General features: G+C 68.7%; 18 protein-coding genes. 7 read left to right on the forward strand and 11 right to left on the reverse strand.

Translation table 11 applies throughout. The features are described from left to right. The first annotated feature begins 19 nt into the window (after positions 1–19). The 5 genes from VGB24_RS19855 (at position 20) to VGB24_RS19875 (ending at position 2,257) form a co-directional block, all read left to right on the forward strand. Entirely contained in the window at positions 20–376 is a 357-nt protein-coding gene (locus tag VGB24_RS19855; RefSeq protein WP_331074684.1) for a type II toxin-antitoxin system RelE/ParE family toxin, read from the forward strand. After that, positions 369–770, forward strand: coding sequence for a helix-turn-helix transcriptional regulator (locus tag VGB24_RS19860; RefSeq protein WP_331074685.1), 402 nt, complete (start codon positions 369–371; stop codon positions 768–770). The genes VGB24_RS19855 and VGB24_RS19860 overlap by 8 nt, the downstream gene beginning before the upstream one ends. Continuing rightward, positions 760–966, forward strand: a complete 207-nt coding sequence (locus tag VGB24_RS19865) for a hypothetical protein (RefSeq protein ID WP_331074686.1) — start codon at positions 760–762, stop codon at positions 964–966. The genes VGB24_RS19860 and VGB24_RS19865 overlap by 11 nt, the downstream gene beginning before the upstream one ends. Positions 967–1,090: 124 nt before the next feature. Then, complete coding sequence (locus VGB24_RS19870; RefSeq protein ID WP_331074687.1) at positions 1,091–1,756, forward strand: DUF1906 domain-containing protein; 666 nt, start codon at positions 1,091–1,093, stop codon at positions 1,754–1,756. A gap of 156 nt (positions 1,757–1,912) precedes the next feature. Beyond that, positions 1,913–2,257, forward strand: coding sequence for a pinensin family lanthipeptide (locus tag VGB24_RS19875; RefSeq protein WP_331074688.1), 345 nt, complete (start codon positions 1,913–1,915; stop codon positions 2,255–2,257). 119 nt (positions 2,258–2,376) lie between these two features. Here the strand turns inward: VGB24_RS19875 and VGB24_RS19880 are convergent, their stop codons facing one another. The 3 genes from VGB24_RS19880 to VGB24_RS19890 are packed head-to-tail and all read right to left on the reverse strand — an operon-like array spanning position 2,377 to position 4,614. Next, positions 2,377–2,766: a hypothetical protein gene (locus tag VGB24_RS19880; RefSeq protein WP_331074689.1), complete on the reverse strand. Its 390-nt coding sequence runs from the start codon at positions 2,764–2,766 to the stop codon at positions 2,377–2,379. 54 nt (positions 2,767–2,820) lie between these two features. Further along, positions 2,821–3,327 (reverse strand): 3D domain-containing protein, encoded by a 507-nt coding sequence (locus VGB24_RS19885; RefSeq protein ID WP_331074690.1) that lies wholly within the window; start codon positions 3,325–3,327, stop codon positions 2,821–2,823. Positions 3,328–3,345: 18 nt separating this feature from the next. Further along, positions 3,346–4,614 carry an AI-2E family transporter gene (locus tag VGB24_RS19890; RefSeq protein ID WP_331074691.1) on the reverse strand — a complete coding sequence of 423 codons (1,269 nt, stop codon included), beginning with the start codon at positions 4,612–4,614 and terminating at the stop codon, positions 3,346–3,348. 153 nt (positions 4,615–4,767) lie between these two features. Between VGB24_RS19890 and VGB24_RS19895 the strand changes: the two genes are divergently transcribed. After that, positions 4,768–4,962, forward strand: a complete 195-nt coding sequence (locus VGB24_RS19895) for a hypothetical protein (protein WP_331074692.1) — start codon at positions 4,768–4,770, stop codon at positions 4,960–4,962. A gap of 340 nt (positions 4,963–5,302) precedes the next feature. On the opposite strand, the gene VGB24_RS19900 is transcribed toward VGB24_RS19895, so the two are convergent. From VGB24_RS19900 to hemQ, 8 genes are all read right to left on the reverse strand, one after another. After that, positions 5,303–5,563 (reverse strand): hypothetical protein, encoded by a 261-nt coding sequence (locus VGB24_RS19900; RefSeq protein WP_331074693.1) that lies wholly within the window; start codon positions 5,561–5,563, stop codon positions 5,303–5,305. Between the two features lie 138 nt (positions 5,564–5,701). Continuing rightward, on the reverse strand, positions 5,702–6,259 hold the full coding sequence (locus VGB24_RS19905) for an NUDIX hydrolase (protein WP_331074694.1): 558 nt from the start codon (positions 6,257–6,259) through the stop codon (positions 5,702–5,704). Further along, a complete protein-coding gene (locus tag VGB24_RS19910) occupies positions 6,252–7,229 on the reverse strand; it encodes an aspartate-semialdehyde dehydrogenase (protein WP_331074695.1) in 978 nt (325 codons plus the stop codon). Before VGB24_RS19910 ends, VGB24_RS19905 begins: the two co-directional genes overlap by 8 nt. Next, a complete protein-coding gene (locus VGB24_RS19915; protein WP_331074696.1) occupies positions 7,229–8,500 on the reverse strand; it encodes an aspartate kinase in 1,272 nt (423 codons plus the stop codon). The genes VGB24_RS19910 and VGB24_RS19915 overlap by 1 nt, the downstream gene beginning before the upstream one ends. A 5-nt stretch (positions 8,501–8,505) precedes the next feature. Further along, on the reverse strand, positions 8,506–9,603 hold the full coding sequence (locus tag VGB24_RS19920) for an MlaD family protein (RefSeq protein WP_331021719.1): 1,098 nt from the start codon (positions 9,601–9,603) through the stop codon (positions 8,506–8,508). Further along, positions 9,600–10,448 (reverse strand): ABC transporter ATP-binding protein, encoded by an 849-nt coding sequence (locus VGB24_RS19925; protein ID WP_331074697.1) that lies wholly within the window; start codon positions 10,446–10,448, stop codon positions 9,600–9,602. The genes VGB24_RS19920 and VGB24_RS19925 overlap by 4 nt, the downstream gene beginning before the upstream one ends. Continuing rightward, positions 10,445–11,227, reverse strand: a complete 783-nt coding sequence (locus tag VGB24_RS19930; protein ID WP_331021717.1) for an ABC transporter permease — start codon at positions 11,225–11,227, stop codon at positions 10,445–10,447. The genes VGB24_RS19925 and VGB24_RS19930 overlap by 4 nt, the downstream gene beginning before the upstream one ends. A 135-nt stretch (positions 11,228–11,362) precedes the next feature. Further along, entirely contained in the window at positions 11,363–12,184 is an 822-nt protein-coding gene (gene hemQ / locus VGB24_RS19935; RefSeq protein WP_331074698.1) for a hydrogen peroxide-dependent heme synthase, read from the reverse strand. Positions 12,185–12,556: 372 nt separating this feature from the next. Between hemQ and VGB24_RS19940 the strand changes: the two genes are divergently transcribed. Further along, positions 12,557–14,041 carry a nitronate monooxygenase gene (locus VGB24_RS19940; protein ID WP_331074699.1) on the forward strand — a complete coding sequence of 495 codons (1,485 nt, stop codon included), beginning with the start codon at positions 12,557–12,559 and terminating at the stop codon, positions 14,039–14,041. The last annotated feature ends 46 nt before the right edge of the window (positions 14,042–14,087 follow it).

Below are 14,087 nucleotides of genomic sequence, written 5' to 3' on the forward strand. Positions count from 1 at the left end.
ACATCAACGTTAACTTCGGATGCGTGAGATCGAGTTCTACCGCACCCGGTCCGGGCGCTCGCCGGTCGACGAGTTCCTGGCCCAACTGCCTTTGAAGGCGGCATCGAAAATCCGTTGGGTGCTGCAGGACGTCCTGACATCGGACCGCGTCTCCACCACATTCTTGAAGAAGCTGCGCGGGACGGAGCATCCGTGGGAAGTGCGGGTGCAGTATGGCGGAGATGCGTACCGACTGCTGAGCTTTCTGGACGGTGCACGCGTGATCGTCGTACTGACTGCGTTCAGCAAGAAGACGGAACGAATTCCCCCGCTGGAAATTGAGCTGGCACACCAGCGGCGTCGCGAATACCTGAACAGGAAGAACCAGCATGAATGACCTGGATCGGTGGACCGCCGAACGCGCGTTGAGCGATCCCGAATTTGCTGAAGCGTACGAGAGAGGCTACCAGGCGTTCCACCTGGGCCATATGCTCAGAGTGGCGCGCGAGGATGCCAAGCTCACGCAGGCGCAGCTTGCCGAGCGACTGGGGACGCACAAGTCCGCCATCAGCCGGATGGAGAACCATGCTGAGGACATCCGCCTCTCCACGTTGCAGCGGTATGCCGAAGCGGTAGGGCGCATCCTGAAGCTGGAGTTGATGCCGGAATCCGAGGGCACGATCCCGAAGGCGATCCGCGGATACCAGGAGGCACTGGCAGCGGCCCCGCCCGCCAGCGTCCGCACGCGCCGCTCGAAACCCGCAGCCCGGTACGCGGAACATGGCGACTAAGCTCGACAAGCCCATCAAGCGTGAGCTGGACATCGAAGGCGCCACCTACACGGTGACGATCTCGCCCGAGGGCGTGCAGCTAGTGCCGAAGGGAAAGCGGAAGGGGCTCTCCGTCTCGTGGACCTCGTTCGTGAACGGTGACGCGGCGCTCGCGGCGGAACTGCGCGCCTCGCTGGAGGCCCTCCCGCAACGCTGATCGAGCCGGTGCCCAAACATTGACACAATGGCTGTTGTTTGTGTGGGAGATGGCGGCTATTGTTCGTAGCGGCCTCGCGTTGCACCCTACCCGGCCCGCCCACCCCGCGCCAAGAGAGCCTTCCATGCCACTCACCGGAAACGTTACCCCCGCACCCGCGGGACTCCGCGGCTTCGACGCCAACACCCCCATCAACGCGGCGGCGGCCAAGGCGTTCTGGGACGCCGGGTACCGCTTTGCGCTGCGTTACGTAGGGCGAACGCAGATGGCCTCGCGCGACCTGACGGCGGCCGAAGCGGAGATCCTGCTGGACCAGGGCTTTGGCCTGATGCCCGTGCAGCACGTGCTGAACCCGGGGTGGCAGCCCACCGCCGACCTCGGCCAGCAGTACGGGGCCAACGCCGCCAAGTTCTCGCAGCAGATCGGCTTTCCGCCCGGCGTCAACGTGTGGTGCGACCTGGAATCGGTCTCGAACGACGCCAGTTCCGCCGACGTGATCGGCTACTGCAACGCCTGGTACACAGCCGTCGCGGACGCCGGGTACGTCCCCGGCCTGTACGTGGGCTACGAGCCCGGGCTCACGGGCCAGCAGCTGTACGGCTCGCTGAAGTTCTCCAGCTACTGGGCGGCGTACAACGTCGACGGGGTCTCCAATCCCAGGCCCCGGAGCTGGCAGCTGGTGCAGTTGGTGGGCAGCGGCACCATCGGCGGGCTGAGCACCGAGGTGTACGACGCGGACGAGACGCGAAATGACGGCAAAGGCGGCACCGCAGTTTGGCTGCAGCGGTAGGCAAGCTTCTCCGTCCCACCCGTCAAGCCCCGCCGCACGGCGGGGCTGTTTTGTAGCAGAATATGTCCCAAGGGGAACCCTCATCAAGCAGCACGGTAACATGATCCGCCGCTTTCTGCGGCCTTCGCCCCACTTCATTTCCACATGGAGGCCTCCATGAAGAAGCTCAAGCTGCAGTTGGAAGACCTGGCGGTGGAGTCGTTTACCACCGCGGACGAAAATGACGGGCGCGGCACGGTCGACGGTTACAACTCGTGCCAAACATGCCAGGACATCGACTGTTCCGCCGTGTGCACCGGCACGTCGTGCGACGGTACTGGCACCGGGACGGGAGGTGGAACCGGCACCACGCCGTGCGGCCCCGGCGGGAGTGATCCGAACGCTGGATGTGGGAGCGGCGTGCAGGGCTGCCGAACCTACTACGACTGGACCGGCTGCGACTACTCGTGCGTGTGGGGGCCGTGCCAATCGTATGAGGAGTGCTCGCTCAACGGCTGCTGAGCCGAGCCGTGAGGCGCCCCGCCAGCGGCTCACGCGCGGACGAGGGCTGGCCACAAGGAGCGGCGGCACCCGCGGGTGCCGCCGCTCCTGTCATCGGCCATGGTCCCGCCCCCGTCCCCTCACTGCTGCATGCGATCTGCTCGCGTCGACTGGCGCAGGCTTTCTGAAACGACGATGCGGCGCTTGGGGAGGACCCACAGGAGTGCGCCTGCGGCGTAGACCTCGCGCGCCACACCCGCCAGCGGCGGAACCAGCAGCAGGAGCAGGTAGCCGGCGGCGACCACCACTTCCTTGCGGCGATTGCGGCGGATCCCCTGCTCCGACTGGCGGCGCTCCATCAGGCCCGTGATGTCGCCGCGACGCTCGCTGACCTCCGCCAGGCCCGCCGCCGCGGTGGATTCCATCCAGGCGAGCCCCAGCCGGGCCGCCGAGCGGACCAGCCGGTTCAGCAGCGCCAGGCAGCCGGCGATGGCCAGCACGGGGAGGACGATTCTCAGGACGTCGTTCATCCGCACAGTCTCGCCGTCCGCGGCCCGTTTCGCAATCCGGGCGGCGCGTCGTCGTTACGAGGCGCGGCCGATATCCAGCACCTCGGTTACTACTGAGCGAATTCCCCAGTCCTCCGCCTCGGCACAGCTGCTGAACCACAGGTCGATCTTGTTGCCGCGCACCGCGCCGCCCGTGTCCATGATCACGAACACCCCGATCAGCCGCCCGTCCGTGTGCGACACCCGCACCACGGAGCCCAGCGGCAGCACGTTGGGGTCGCCCGCCGCGATGCCGTCGCGCACGCGCACGCCCGTCCGCGTGGTCCCGCGCAGGCAGTACGCGGTGGAGCGCATCTCCACGCGCCGCTCCACGTCCACCGAGCGCGATTCCGCACGCGGCAGGTCCATCCGCGCGGGCGCCGCCGCCTGCACGACGGACGGCGACTCAGTCAACGGGGTGCGCGATGCCTCCACCGTGGCCACCGCTCGTGTCGCGCGCGTGGAACCGGTGGACCGGGCCTGCGCATCGGCGGCGGGAGCGAATGCGAGCAGCAGGGCGGCAACGATCAGGAAACGAGTCATGCGAAACCTCCAAGAGGGTCAGTCGAGGGCGACCAGGGGGTGCTCGCCGCGGAACAGGGCCGACGAGCGGTAGCGCGCCATCCCGTGGTGCACCAGCAGCTTGATGAGCACGGCGAGCGGAACCGCGATCAGCAGTCCCAGGAACCCAAGGAAAAAGCCGAACACCGACAGCGCCAGGATCACCCACACGGGGTGCAGCCCCACCGATTCGCCCACGATCTTGGGGCCCAGCACGGCGCTGTCCAGCACCTGCACCACGGCGAACACGATGCCGATCTTCCCCAGGCTCCACAGGATGTCGTTGGAGAAGATGGCGATGATCAGCGCCGGGATCAGGCTGGCGACCAGCCCCATGTACGGCACCACGTTGAACACGCCGGCCACCACGCCCAGCAGCAGCGCGTACGGAAAGCCCAGCAGCATGAAGCCGAGCCAGGTGAGCACGCCCACCGCCGCCGCCGCGATCAGCTGCCCTCGCATGTAGCTGGCGAGCAGGCGGTCGTACTCGGTGGTGAACGCCACCACGCGCTCGCGGTACGCCGTGGGGATCAGGTCGCGAAGGCGCGCCACGATGCTGGGCCAGTCGCGCAGCAGGTAGAAGGTCAGGATCGGCGTCAGGAACACGTAGCCCAGCAGCGTGAGCACCGTTCCCAGCCCGCGTCCCAGGCCGAGCACGCCGCGCCAGATTCCGTTCGCCAGCACCGCCTGCCGCTGCTGCATCCACGCCATCACTTCTTCCGGCTGGATGGACTTCAGCTGCCCCAGCAGCACCTGCTCATCCACGCCCGGCAGGTCGCGTGTCGCGAGTGTGGCCTGCCACTGCTCCAGCCGCAGTGTCGCCGTCTGGATCAGCTGCGGCGTCCCGCGGATGAACTCCGCGATCTGTGCGCTCAACGCCGGGATGCCCAGGAAGAAGACCAGGAAGATGATCGCCAGCGCGGGCAGCGCCAGGAGCATCGTGGCCGTGTTGCGCGAGATCTTCCGCCGCTCCAGCCGCGCCACCAGCGGGTGCTGCAGGTAGGCCAGCACCACCGCCAGCACGAAGGGCGCGAGCAGGAACCCCGTCGTATGGAGGATCCACATCATCGTCAGCCCCACCGCCGCAGTCACGATCAGCAGGTGGTGCCGCGTTCCCGAGTACGGCTGCATCAGGAACAGCAGCAGCAGGAACAGGATGAACGGGTTGAGGATGCTCTGCACGCTGTACAGGAAGAACCCCACCACCAGCAGCACGATCACCCAATGGAACGCACGCCAATTGAAGCTGTCGGATGGATTGTCGATCATCGATTCTGAAGGCACGGAAACGTGATGGCGGGCTGGTACAGTAGTACCCGAGGGGCGCACGGGCCAGAGCGGAGGGTGCGCCGGACTGGCGCGCATCGTGCATAAGCCACTCCGCTCCAAGCACTTAGGGGCTTACAGCGGAGGGATGCGAAGATGGGTCTACTGGGAATGCTGCGGCCGACGCGCCGCGACGCCAAGACGATGATGCTGATGGGCGCGGCCAACTGGGCGGCGCGCCGCTACGGCGGGCGCAGCACGGGCACCAGCCGGGCCATCAGCCACGCGACGTGGGCGCTGCCCCTCGGCATGATGGTCGCCGACCACCTGCGCAACCGCCGCGCCCGCTGACCAGCCGCCGGCGAACGCACGAAAGGCCGCCTCGCGAGGGGCGGCCTTTGCTGTTGTGCGAGGGCCGGCGCCCCCCATCCCCAACCCTTCCCCCGCAAACCGCGCGGGGGAAGGGAGCCAGCCCGGTGCACCACGCGGAGGATGAGCCACGCACCGTGTCATCCTGAGGCCCAGGCGCCCCGCACTCGCCCGCACACCACCCCACGCGGGCCGAAGGATCTAGCTGCGGATACGTACCAGCCCGGGCGCGGCAGCGGTCACAAATGCCCTCCCCACACAGCGAGTCAACCGCGAGCACCAACTCCCGAGATCATCCGCAGCCAGAATGGCGGATTGACGCTCAGCCGTAACGCGCCCGCTTACAGGCGCGTCGAATCAGGACGGCGGCGGCCCCAACGCACAACAGCAAGCAGGCGCCCGCGATGATCTCGTAGATGACCGCGACCCGCCACCAGTGCCCCGCCCACATCCCTGCTACTTGGAACGAGCCGGCCATCGCCATGCCCGCGAACGCGTACAAAAATCCCAGCAGCCCAAGCACCAAGGCAAGCCAGGGAAGAAAGCGGCGGATGCGGGAGAACGGTGCGGCAGGGCGGATCATCGAAGTGTCCGAGAGGGAGGTCGACCAAGAACGGCACCTCCGACCCGAGCTCGTCCTGAGGCGGGAAGCGTCCACCGCGGCCGACGAGTGGGCGCGGATCAACTCAGGCGGGGAGCCCTGTCGATCGATGTAAGCCGATCAGGAACCGCGGGGGTCCAGCGCGTGGTCCGGCGCTCCGACGAGGCGGGGGCGATGAGCAACCTCCGCATCGGCGTCCAGTTCGTCGACGGGCTCAGTATCGTTGTCCAGCAGGCGTTCGGCGGCCAGGACCAGCACCTCGCGGGCGTTGTCGTACGAGATGGACTGGATGGCTTCATCCAGGGGCAGCCAGATGCACTCCGTGATGCCCTCCTCCTGCTGCGGGCAGGTTTCGCCCGCCGGGCACTCGATCAGGTAGAAGTGGCAGAACTTGTGGATCAGCTTGCCGCGGAAGCGAAAGAACCAGTCGATGGTGCGCAGCCGCGGCCCCAGGCGCAGCTCGGTGAGTCCCGTCTCTTCCGCCACCTCGCGCAGCGCCGCCTCGGCCGCGCTCTCGCTCTCTTCGACGTGCCCCTTGGGAAAGCCCCAGTGGTGGTACGCGTCGCGGATCAGCAGCACGTGCGCGCGGCCGTCGTTCCAGCGGTAGATCACACCGCCGGCACTGGTCTCGATGACGGCCCGGGCACGGGCGCTGCCTCCGCGGCGGCGCTTAGGCACGCGTAAGCTCCTCCACGATCTGCACGGCGTTGGTCGCGGCGCCCTTGCGCAGGTTGTCCGCCACCACCCACAGGTGAAGCGTGCGCGGCAGGAACGGATCGCGCCGCACCCGCCCGACGAACACCTCGTCGCGCCCCGCCAGCTCCAGCGGCGTGGGATACGCATCCGCCCCGCCCTGCACCACGATGCCGGGGAACACCGCGAGCGCGCGCGTCGCCTCCTCCACTGACAGGTCGCGCTCGGTCTCCACCGTCACCTGCACCGAGTGGCCGACGTCCACCGGCACGCGAACGCAGGTGGCCGCGACCGGCAGGTCGGGGAGCGAGAGGATCTTGCGCGTCTCGTTCACCATCTTGCGCTCCTCCCCCGTCCACCCCTCCTCGTCGAAATCGCCGATCTGCGGCACCACGTTCCCCGCAATGGGCCGCGCGAACGGCGACTCGCCCGACTCCCCCACCAACTCCTGGCGAAGCGCGTCGCGCCCCGTCTCCCCCGCCCCGCTGACCGACTGGTACGTGGTCGCGATCACCCGCGTCAGCCCCGCCGCTTGGCGGATGGCCTCCAGCGCCACGACCATCTGGATGGTGGAGCAGTTGGGGTTGGCGATGATCCCCCGCGGCCGTTCGCGCGCGGCGGCGGCGTTCACCTCGGGAACCACGAGCGGCACCTGCGGATCCATCCGCCACGCGGACGAGTTGTCGATCACGATGGCGCCCTCGTCCGCCGCGCGCGGCCCCCACTCCTTCGACCGATCCGCGCCGGCGGAGAACAGGGCGAAGTCCACGCCGCGGAACAGCCCCGGCGCGGGCGCCTGGCAGGTCCACTCGCGCCCGCCCCACTCGATGGCCCGCCCGGCGGAACGCGCGGACGCCAGCACGGTGAGACGCTCGATGCGCAGGCCGCGCTCGGCGAGCACCTGCAGCATGGTGCGGCCCACGGCGCCGGTGGCGCCCAGCAGCGCGACGTGCATCAGGCGGCGCCCGCCACGGCCCGGTCCAGCCCAAAGCCGGCATGAAGCGCCCGCAGCGCCTCGTCCTCGCGGTCGTCGGGAACCAGCAGGGTGATTGAGATGGAGGACGTCGAAACCGCCTCTACCTCCACGCCGACGGACAGCAGCGTGCGGAAGGCCGCCGCGTACACCCCCGGCCGCCCGTGCATGCCGCTACCGACCAGGGCGATGCGCGCCAGCCCGGTGCGCGCCTCGATGGCGCCCACGCCGCCGAGCGCGGTCCCCACCCGCTCCGCGATCTCGCGCGCCCTCACCACGTCGTCCTCGCGGATGGTCAGCTGCACCACCACCCCGCCGGCCACCTCGGGCGTTTCGGTGATCATATCGACGCTGACGCCCGCCTCGGCCAAGGCCACGAGCAGGTCCGTGGGCGTTCGCATTCCCGCGGGAAGGCCGCGGATGATCAGCTTGGCGTGCCCGCGCGACGACGCGATGCCGGTGAGGACCAGGTCTTCCATGCCCGTCGGGTTCTTGGTGATCAGGGTGCCGCGCGTGCTCTCGTCGCCGTCCGGCGTGTCGACGAACGACGACAGCACGCGGATGTCCACACCGTAGCGCGCGCCCATGTCCACGGCGCGCGCATGCATCACCTGCGCGCCGGCGGTGGCCATCTCCAGCATCTCGGCGTGCGAGATCCGGGGGATGCGCCGCGCGCCGGGCACGCGCCGGGGGTCGCAGGTGAAGATGCCGTCCACGTCGGTGTAGATCTCGCACCGGTCCGCCCCCAGCGCGCACGCCAGCGCCACGGCGGTGGTGTCCGATCCGCCGCGGCCCAGCGTGGTGATCTCGCGCGCCGTGCTGACGCCCTGGAAGCCCGCGACGATGGCGACCGCGCCCGCATCCAGCGTTTCGCGCACGCGTTCGGCGCGCACCTCCACGATGCGCGCCGCCGTGTGCGTCTGGTCGGTGATGATGGCCGCCTGGCTGCCGGTCAACGAGCGCGCCTCCACCCCCTCGCGGCAGATGGCCATCGCCAGCAGCGCCATCGAGATGCGCTCGCCCGCCGTCAGCAGCATGTCCATCTCGCGCGGATGCTCCGCCGCCACCCGGTCGGACCCGGTGACGGCCCCGGCGAGCATGATCAGGTCGTCCGTGGTGTCGCCCATGGCCGAGACGGCCACCACCACGTCGTCCCCCCGCCGCCGCGCGCGCGCCACGCGGGCCGCCACCGCGCGAACGCGCTCCGGCGACCCGACCGAGCTACCCCCGAACTTCTGTACGACCAGCGCCATGGACGTCAGAACACCTGCAGCTCGCCCACGTACTTGCCGGGGTTGGCCTGGATGTCGGCCATCAGCCGCTGCATGGTCACGATCAGCCGCTGCGTCTCCTCGAACAGCGCCGGGTCGGTCAGCAGGCGGCCCAGCGAGCCCTCCTGGCTCTGCAGGCTGGTCAGCAGCGTGTTGAACGAGGTCATGGCCGCGCGTGCCTCGGCGATGGTCGGCGCGATCTCCGCCAGCCCGGGCTGCATGCCGGCCAGCATCTCGTTGAGCGTGGTGGCCGTCTGGCCGAAGGTGCCCAGGGTGGTGTTGGCGCTGGTCACCAGCCCGGGCACGCCCGACGCGGCACCCTGCAGCTCGGTGCTGAGCGCGGCGAAGTTCTCGCTGGCCCGGCGGGCGTTGGCCATGATGGCCTGCACGTCGCCGCCCTGCATGCTGCCGCGCACCGCCGCCATCGTCTGCCGGGCCTCGACCGACGCCAGGCGGATGTTCTCGGTGGTGGCGAGCACGTTGGTGCCCACCTTTCCGTAGGTTTCCATCTGGGCGCCCATGAAGCCGCTCAGCTGCTCGGTGGCGCCTTCCACGTTCTCGATGGTCTCGCGGATCTTCACCGCCGTTTCGGGGGTGAACGCGATCTGGATGCGTTCCGAGAGCAGCTCGATGTCGCTGGCAATGCGCGCGGCGACGGCGGTGAGCTCGGTGATGTCCGGGAGCGACGCCCCCGGAAGCACGTCGCGCCGGGGCGCGGTGGTGAACGCCAGGTCGGGAAAGTCGGGCTGCGACACGATCACCGCCTGCCAGCCGCCGAACATCGACTCGCTGGAAAGCAGCACCCCCGGGTCGTTGGGCATGGTGATGTCCTGGGTGATCTCCAGGTCCACGTACACGCCCGTTCCGCGCGGGGCCAGGTCGATCTTGGCCACCCGCCCGATGTTCACCCCGCGGTACTTCACCGGGTTGCCCACGGTCAGCGCGCCGACGTTGCTGAACGACGCGGTGACCACGCGGTCCGAGCCGCCCCACTTGCGGCCGCTGAGCCACACCGCTCCCGCCACGGCGGTGACGATCCCCAGGATCACCACCAGTCCCACCATCGCCTCGTTCTTCAGCCTCATCGGTCCCTCCGCTGCAGGCCAGGTGGCCCGCGGTGTCCGTGATCCACGTTCCGCTCGTCCCCCGTCCCCCGGTGCTCGCCGTCCTCGGCCGCCGCCCGCGTGGCCTCCTCGATCATCTCGGGGCGGCCCTCGACGAAGCCCCGCACGATGGGGTTCGACGAGTTGCGGATCTGGTCCGGGGTTCCCTCTTCCACCACCACGCCCTCGTACAGCATGGCGATGCGGTCGCTGACGTTGTACGCGCTCTTCATGTCGTGGGTGATCACCAGGCTGGTGACCCCCAGGTCTTCCTTCATCTTCAGGATCAGCCGGTCGATGACCTCGGTGGTCACCGGGTCCAGCCCGCTCGTCGGCTCGTCGTACAGCAGGTACTTGGGGCGGTACGCGATGGCCCGCGCCAGGCCGGCCCGCTTGCGCTGCCCGCCCGATAGCTCGGAGGGAAGGCGGTTCTCGAACCCCTTGAGGCCCACCCGGTCCAGCGACTCGCTGACGCGCTCGGCGATCTCCTTGCGCCCCACGCCGCCCTTCTTCACCAGCCCCATCTCCACGTTCTCCTGGATGGTCATGCTGTCGAAGAGCGCGGCGAACTGGAACACGTAGCCCATCTCCAGCCGCAGCTTGTACAGGTCCTCGCGCTTCATGGTGGGGACCTCGTTGCCGTCCACCACCACACTGCCCTGGTCGGGCATCAGCAGCCCGGCGATGTGCTTGAGCGTCACCGACTTGCCCGCCCCCGAAAAGCCCACCAGGGCCACGGTTTCGCCCTCTTCCACGTTCAGCGACAGCCCCCGGAGGATCTTCTTGGGGCCGAACGCCTTGTGGATGTTCGTCAGCTCGATGCTCACTGCTGCAGCAGGGTTGCGGCCCAGAAGGCGTCCAGCACCAGGATGAGCACGCTGGCGATGACGACGGCGCGCGTGGTGGCCACGCCCACGCCCTCGGCGCCGCCCTGCGTGTTGAAGCCCTGGTAGCAGCCGACGATGGTCACCACGAACCCGAAGGAAATGGACTTGATGATGTAGAACGTCACGTCGAACGGGTCGTAGAACAGCCGCAGCCCGAACTGGAACTGCTCGCTGCTCATGTCGAGCATGTTCAGCGCCGTGATCCACCCGGCCGCGATGCCCACCACGTTGGCGAAGGTGACGATGACGGGCACCATCAGCGTGCCGGCCACCACCCGCGGCACCACCAGGTACGACACCGGGTTGTAGGCCATGGTTTCCAGCGCGTCGATCTGCTCGGAAACGCGCATCGTCCCCAGCTCGGCCGCGATGTTGGCGCCGATGCGGCCGGAGAGCGCCAGCCCCGTGAGCACGGGCCCCAGCTCCAGCATCACCGTCTTCCCCACCAGCGTGCCCACGAAGTACAGCGGGATGGCGCCGGTGAAGGTGTACGAGGCCTGCAGCGCCATCACGATTCCCGTGAACGCCGACAGGAAGAGTGCGATGGGGAGCGAGTTCACCCCCAGCTTGCGCATCTGCAGCACGGTCAGCCCCAGCCACGTGCCTACGTCGCCCATGGAGCGGCCCGCCTCGTAGACGAAACGGCTGAAGCGGCCGAAGTCCGAGAGCAGGCCGACCGTGGTGCGGCCGACGACGTCGAGGGGAGTTGTCCAGTTCATCCGGGAAATGTACGGGGGACGGGCAGGGTTCGGCCAGAACTCCGCCCCGGTGGTGTGCTCTCGCGTGGACTGCGGCCCGCAAAAAGGCCCGGCCCCGGAATCCGGGCCCGGGCCGCCGCCGGCGAAGCGGCCGGTTCAGCCGCCGCGCGGGCGCGATCCCAGCACCTCCGGCCATTCGCCAGGCGCAAAACGAATGCCGGTGAAGAACTGGCCGAACTCGCCGTACAGCGCGCTCGCCTCGTCGAACCTCATCTCGGTGACGATGCGCTTGAACTCCAGCGGGTCGCGGGCGAACAGGGTGACGCCCCATTCCCAGTCGTCGAGCCCGATGCTGCCGGTGATCACCTGGAACACACGGCCCGCGAAGGTGCGCCCCGTCATCCCGTGCTCGCGCATCAGCCGGCTGCGCTCGTCCACGGGAAGCGCGTACCAGTTGAGGGTTTCGCCCCGGCGCTTGCTCATGGGATAGAACGACAGGTAGCGCATCCCTTCGGGCACCTGCGGATACAGCCGCGACTTCACGTGGGCCGCCGCGCCCTCGGCCTCCATCGCCTCCTGGAGGATCCGCTTGTACTCGTCCGATCCGGGCTTCGCCTCCTGGGCGGCCTGCGCGGTGGCGTGGTACAGCCCCGCCTCGGTCACCGACAGGTAGTCGTACTCGCGGTACAGGTGCACGCCCAGGGCGCTGTCGCTGACGCGGCGCTGCACCTCGGCCAGCTCGTCGAGGGTGGGGCGAAAGTGCACGAACAGCCAGTCGCCCCCGCCGCCCACCAGCCGGAAGGCGGCGCTCCATCCCCCGTCCGCTCCCTCGGCCAGCTCGGTGAAGAGCGCGGCAGCTTCCGCCGCGATCCCGGCGCGCTGCTCCGGGGCCAGCGCGCGAAGCCCGGCCCAGTCGGCCGAGAACACCTGGTGAAGCGCGTACCACCCCTCGAGCGTGGCCGGTGCGATCTGTCCCATCGTTCCATCCTGAGGAAATCCCTGATGACGGTGGGCAAGATACGAGGCGGTGGCGTGCACCGCGAGCGTGCGACGGCAGGGGTCGTCAGTGCCCGGGTTCAGCAGATCCGGCCCGGGCGCCGAATTCGTATACGATATACGATGTTTGTTGAGCGTTCCCGAAACTCCTGGCTGGCAACGGGTTACGAACCGGGACGCCGGCCCCGCACGAGATGGCCTGAGTCGTGCGGGACTTGCGCAGAGAGTGAGTTCCGCTCATCTTTAATGGTCCTACTGGCTCTAAGTCGTTGGATAACCGCAAGTTGCCGGAACTGATGGCACACTCGTCAGCCACCCGGGGCCTGCATGCGCAACCCTATCTCCAGCGAGCACATGACTGAATCCGTCGCGCACCCGTTGATCATCCAGGGCGGGATGGGGGTGGGGGTTTCCAACTGGGTTCTGGCCAAGGCGGTGTCGCTCCGCGGCCACCTGGGCGTGGTATCGGGCACGTCGATCGATTCGCTTCTCGTCCGCCGGCTGCAGGACGGCGACATCGGCGGCCACGTGCGCCGCGCCATGGCGGCGTTTCCCTGGCCCGACGTGTCGGGCGACGTGCTGATGAAGTACTTCCGCCCCGAGGGCCTGGCCCCGGGCGAGCCGTACAAGGAAATCCCCATGTACCGGCAGGTGGTCACCAAGGTGCGCGAACAGCTCACCATCCTCTCGGCCTTCGTCGAGGTGTGGCTGGCCAAGGAAGGGCACGACGGCGTGGTGGGCATCAACCTGCTCACCAAGGTGCAGATGCCCAACCTGGCCACGCTGTACGGCGCCATGCTGGGCGGGGTGGACTACGTGCTGATGGGCGCCGGCATCCCCAAGGAAATCCCCGGGGTGCTGGACCGCTTTGCCCGGCACGAGCCCGCGTCCATGAAGCTGGAGGTCGAGGGGCTGGGCCGCGACGAGACGGCGCTGCTCTCCTTCGACCCGCGCGTGCATTCGGAGCAGCCGCCCGAGGGGATCAAGCGGCCGTACTTCCTGCCCATCATCGCCAGCAACTCGCTGGCGACCATGATGGCGCGCAAGGCCTCGGGCCGCGTGGACGGCTTCGTCATCGAGGCGCCGACGGCCGGCGGCCACAACGCTCCGCCCCGCGGCGAGCTGGTGCTGAACGAGCGCGGCGAGCCCCAGTACGGCGCGCGCGACGAGGTGGACCTGGCCAAGATGAGGGAGCTGGGCCTGCCCTTCTGGCTGGCGGGGAGCGCGGGCTCGCCCGAGAAGCTGGCCGAGGCGCTGGCGGCGGGCGCGGCGGGCATCCAGGTGGGCACCCTGTTCGCCTACTCCGACGAGTCGGGAATCACCGCCGAACTCAAGCGCAACGTCATCCGCCAGGCGCAGGAAGACCGTATCGACGTGCTGACCGACGGACGCGCGTCGCCCACGGGCTTTCCCTTCAAGGTGGTGCAGATCGGCGAAACGCTTTCGCACCCCGAGACGTACGCCGAGCGCAAGCGGGTGTGCGACCTGGGCTACCTGCGCTATGCGTACAAGCGCGACAACGGCCGCATCGACTACCGCTGCGCCGCCGAGCCGGTGGACACCTACGTCAAGAAGGGCGGCGAGCTGGAAAACACCGCCGGGCGCAAGTGCCTGTGCAACGCGCTCTTCGCGGTCATCGGCAAGGGGCAGCGCCGCGCGGACGGCTACGTGGAGAAGCCGCTGATCACCAGCGGCGACGAGCTGAAGAACCTCCGCCGCTTCATCGGCGCCGACCGGGCCGACTACACGGCCGGCGAGGTGATCGACTACCTGCTGAGCGGCATCAAGAACATGATGCCCAACCTGCAGCAGCGCTCACACGAGGCCGCGGCTCACTGACACGGGCTGGATCGGACTGACGGGCGGGCCTCGCGAGTGTTCTCGC

Source organism: Longimicrobium sp. (assembly GCF_036399935.1).
In the GTDB taxonomy this organism is placed as follows: Bacteria; Gemmatimonadota; Gemmatimonadetes; order Longimicrobiales; family Longimicrobiaceae; genus Longimicrobium.

What these genes read in the sequence shown, in the direction of transcription:
- VGB24_RS19920 (WP_331021719.1), bottom strand. Translation starts at nt 9,603, where the DNA reads ATGAGGCTGAAGAACGAGGCGATGGTGGGACTGGTGGTGATCCTGGGG.
- hemQ (WP_331074698.1), bottom strand. Translation starts at nt 12,184, where the DNA reads ATGGGACAGATCGCACCGGCCACGCTCGAGGGGTGGTACGCGCTTCAC.
- VGB24_RS19940 (WP_331074699.1), top strand. Translation starts at nt 12,557, where the DNA reads ATGACTGAATCCGTCGCGCACCCGTTGATCATCCAGGGCGGGATGGGG.
- VGB24_RS19890 (WP_331074691.1), bottom strand. Translation starts at nt 4,614, where the DNA reads ATGATCGACAATCCATCCGACAGCTTCAATTGGCGTGCGTTCCATTGG.
- VGB24_RS19930 (WP_331021717.1), bottom strand. Translation starts at nt 11,227, where the DNA reads ATGAACTGGACAACTCCCCTCGACGTCGTCGGCCGCACCACGGTCGGC.
- VGB24_RS19910 (WP_331074695.1), bottom strand. Translation starts at nt 7,229, where the DNA reads ATGCACGTCGCGCTGCTGGGCGCCACCGGCGCCGTGGGCCGCACCATG.
- VGB24_RS19880 (WP_331074689.1), bottom strand. Translation starts at nt 2,766, where the DNA reads ATGAACGACGTCCTGAGAATCGTCCTCCCCGTGCTGGCCATCGCCGGC.
- VGB24_RS19875 (WP_331074688.1), top strand. Translation starts at nt 1,913, where the DNA reads ATGAAGAAGCTCAAGCTGCAGTTGGAAGACCTGGCGGTGGAGTCGTTT.
- VGB24_RS19860 (WP_331074685.1), top strand. Translation starts at nt 369, where the DNA reads ATGAATGACCTGGATCGGTGGACCGCCGAACGCGCGTTGAGCGATCCC.
- VGB24_RS19895 (WP_331074692.1), top strand. Translation starts at nt 4,768, where the DNA reads ATGGGTCTACTGGGAATGCTGCGGCCGACGCGCCGCGACGCCAAGACG.
- VGB24_RS19865 (WP_331074686.1), top strand. Translation starts at nt 760, where the DNA reads ATGGCGACTAAGCTCGACAAGCCCATCAAGCGTGAGCTGGACATCGAA.
- VGB24_RS19885 (WP_331074690.1), bottom strand. Translation starts at nt 3,327, where the DNA reads ATGACTCGTTTCCTGATCGTTGCCGCCCTGCTGCTCGCATTCGCTCCC.
- VGB24_RS19870 (WP_331074687.1), top strand. Translation starts at nt 1,091, where the DNA reads ATGCCACTCACCGGAAACGTTACCCCCGCACCCGCGGGACTCCGCGGC.
- VGB24_RS19855 (WP_331074684.1), top strand. Translation starts at nt 20, where the DNA reads ATGCGTGAGATCGAGTTCTACCGCACCCGGTCCGGGCGCTCGCCGGTC.
- VGB24_RS19900 (WP_331074693.1), bottom strand. Translation starts at nt 5,563, where the DNA reads ATGATCCGCCCTGCCGCACCGTTCTCCCGCATCCGCCGCTTTCTTCCC.
- VGB24_RS19915 (WP_331074696.1), bottom strand. Translation starts at nt 8,500, where the DNA reads ATGGCGCTGGTCGTACAGAAGTTCGGGGGTAGCTCGGTCGGGTCGCCG.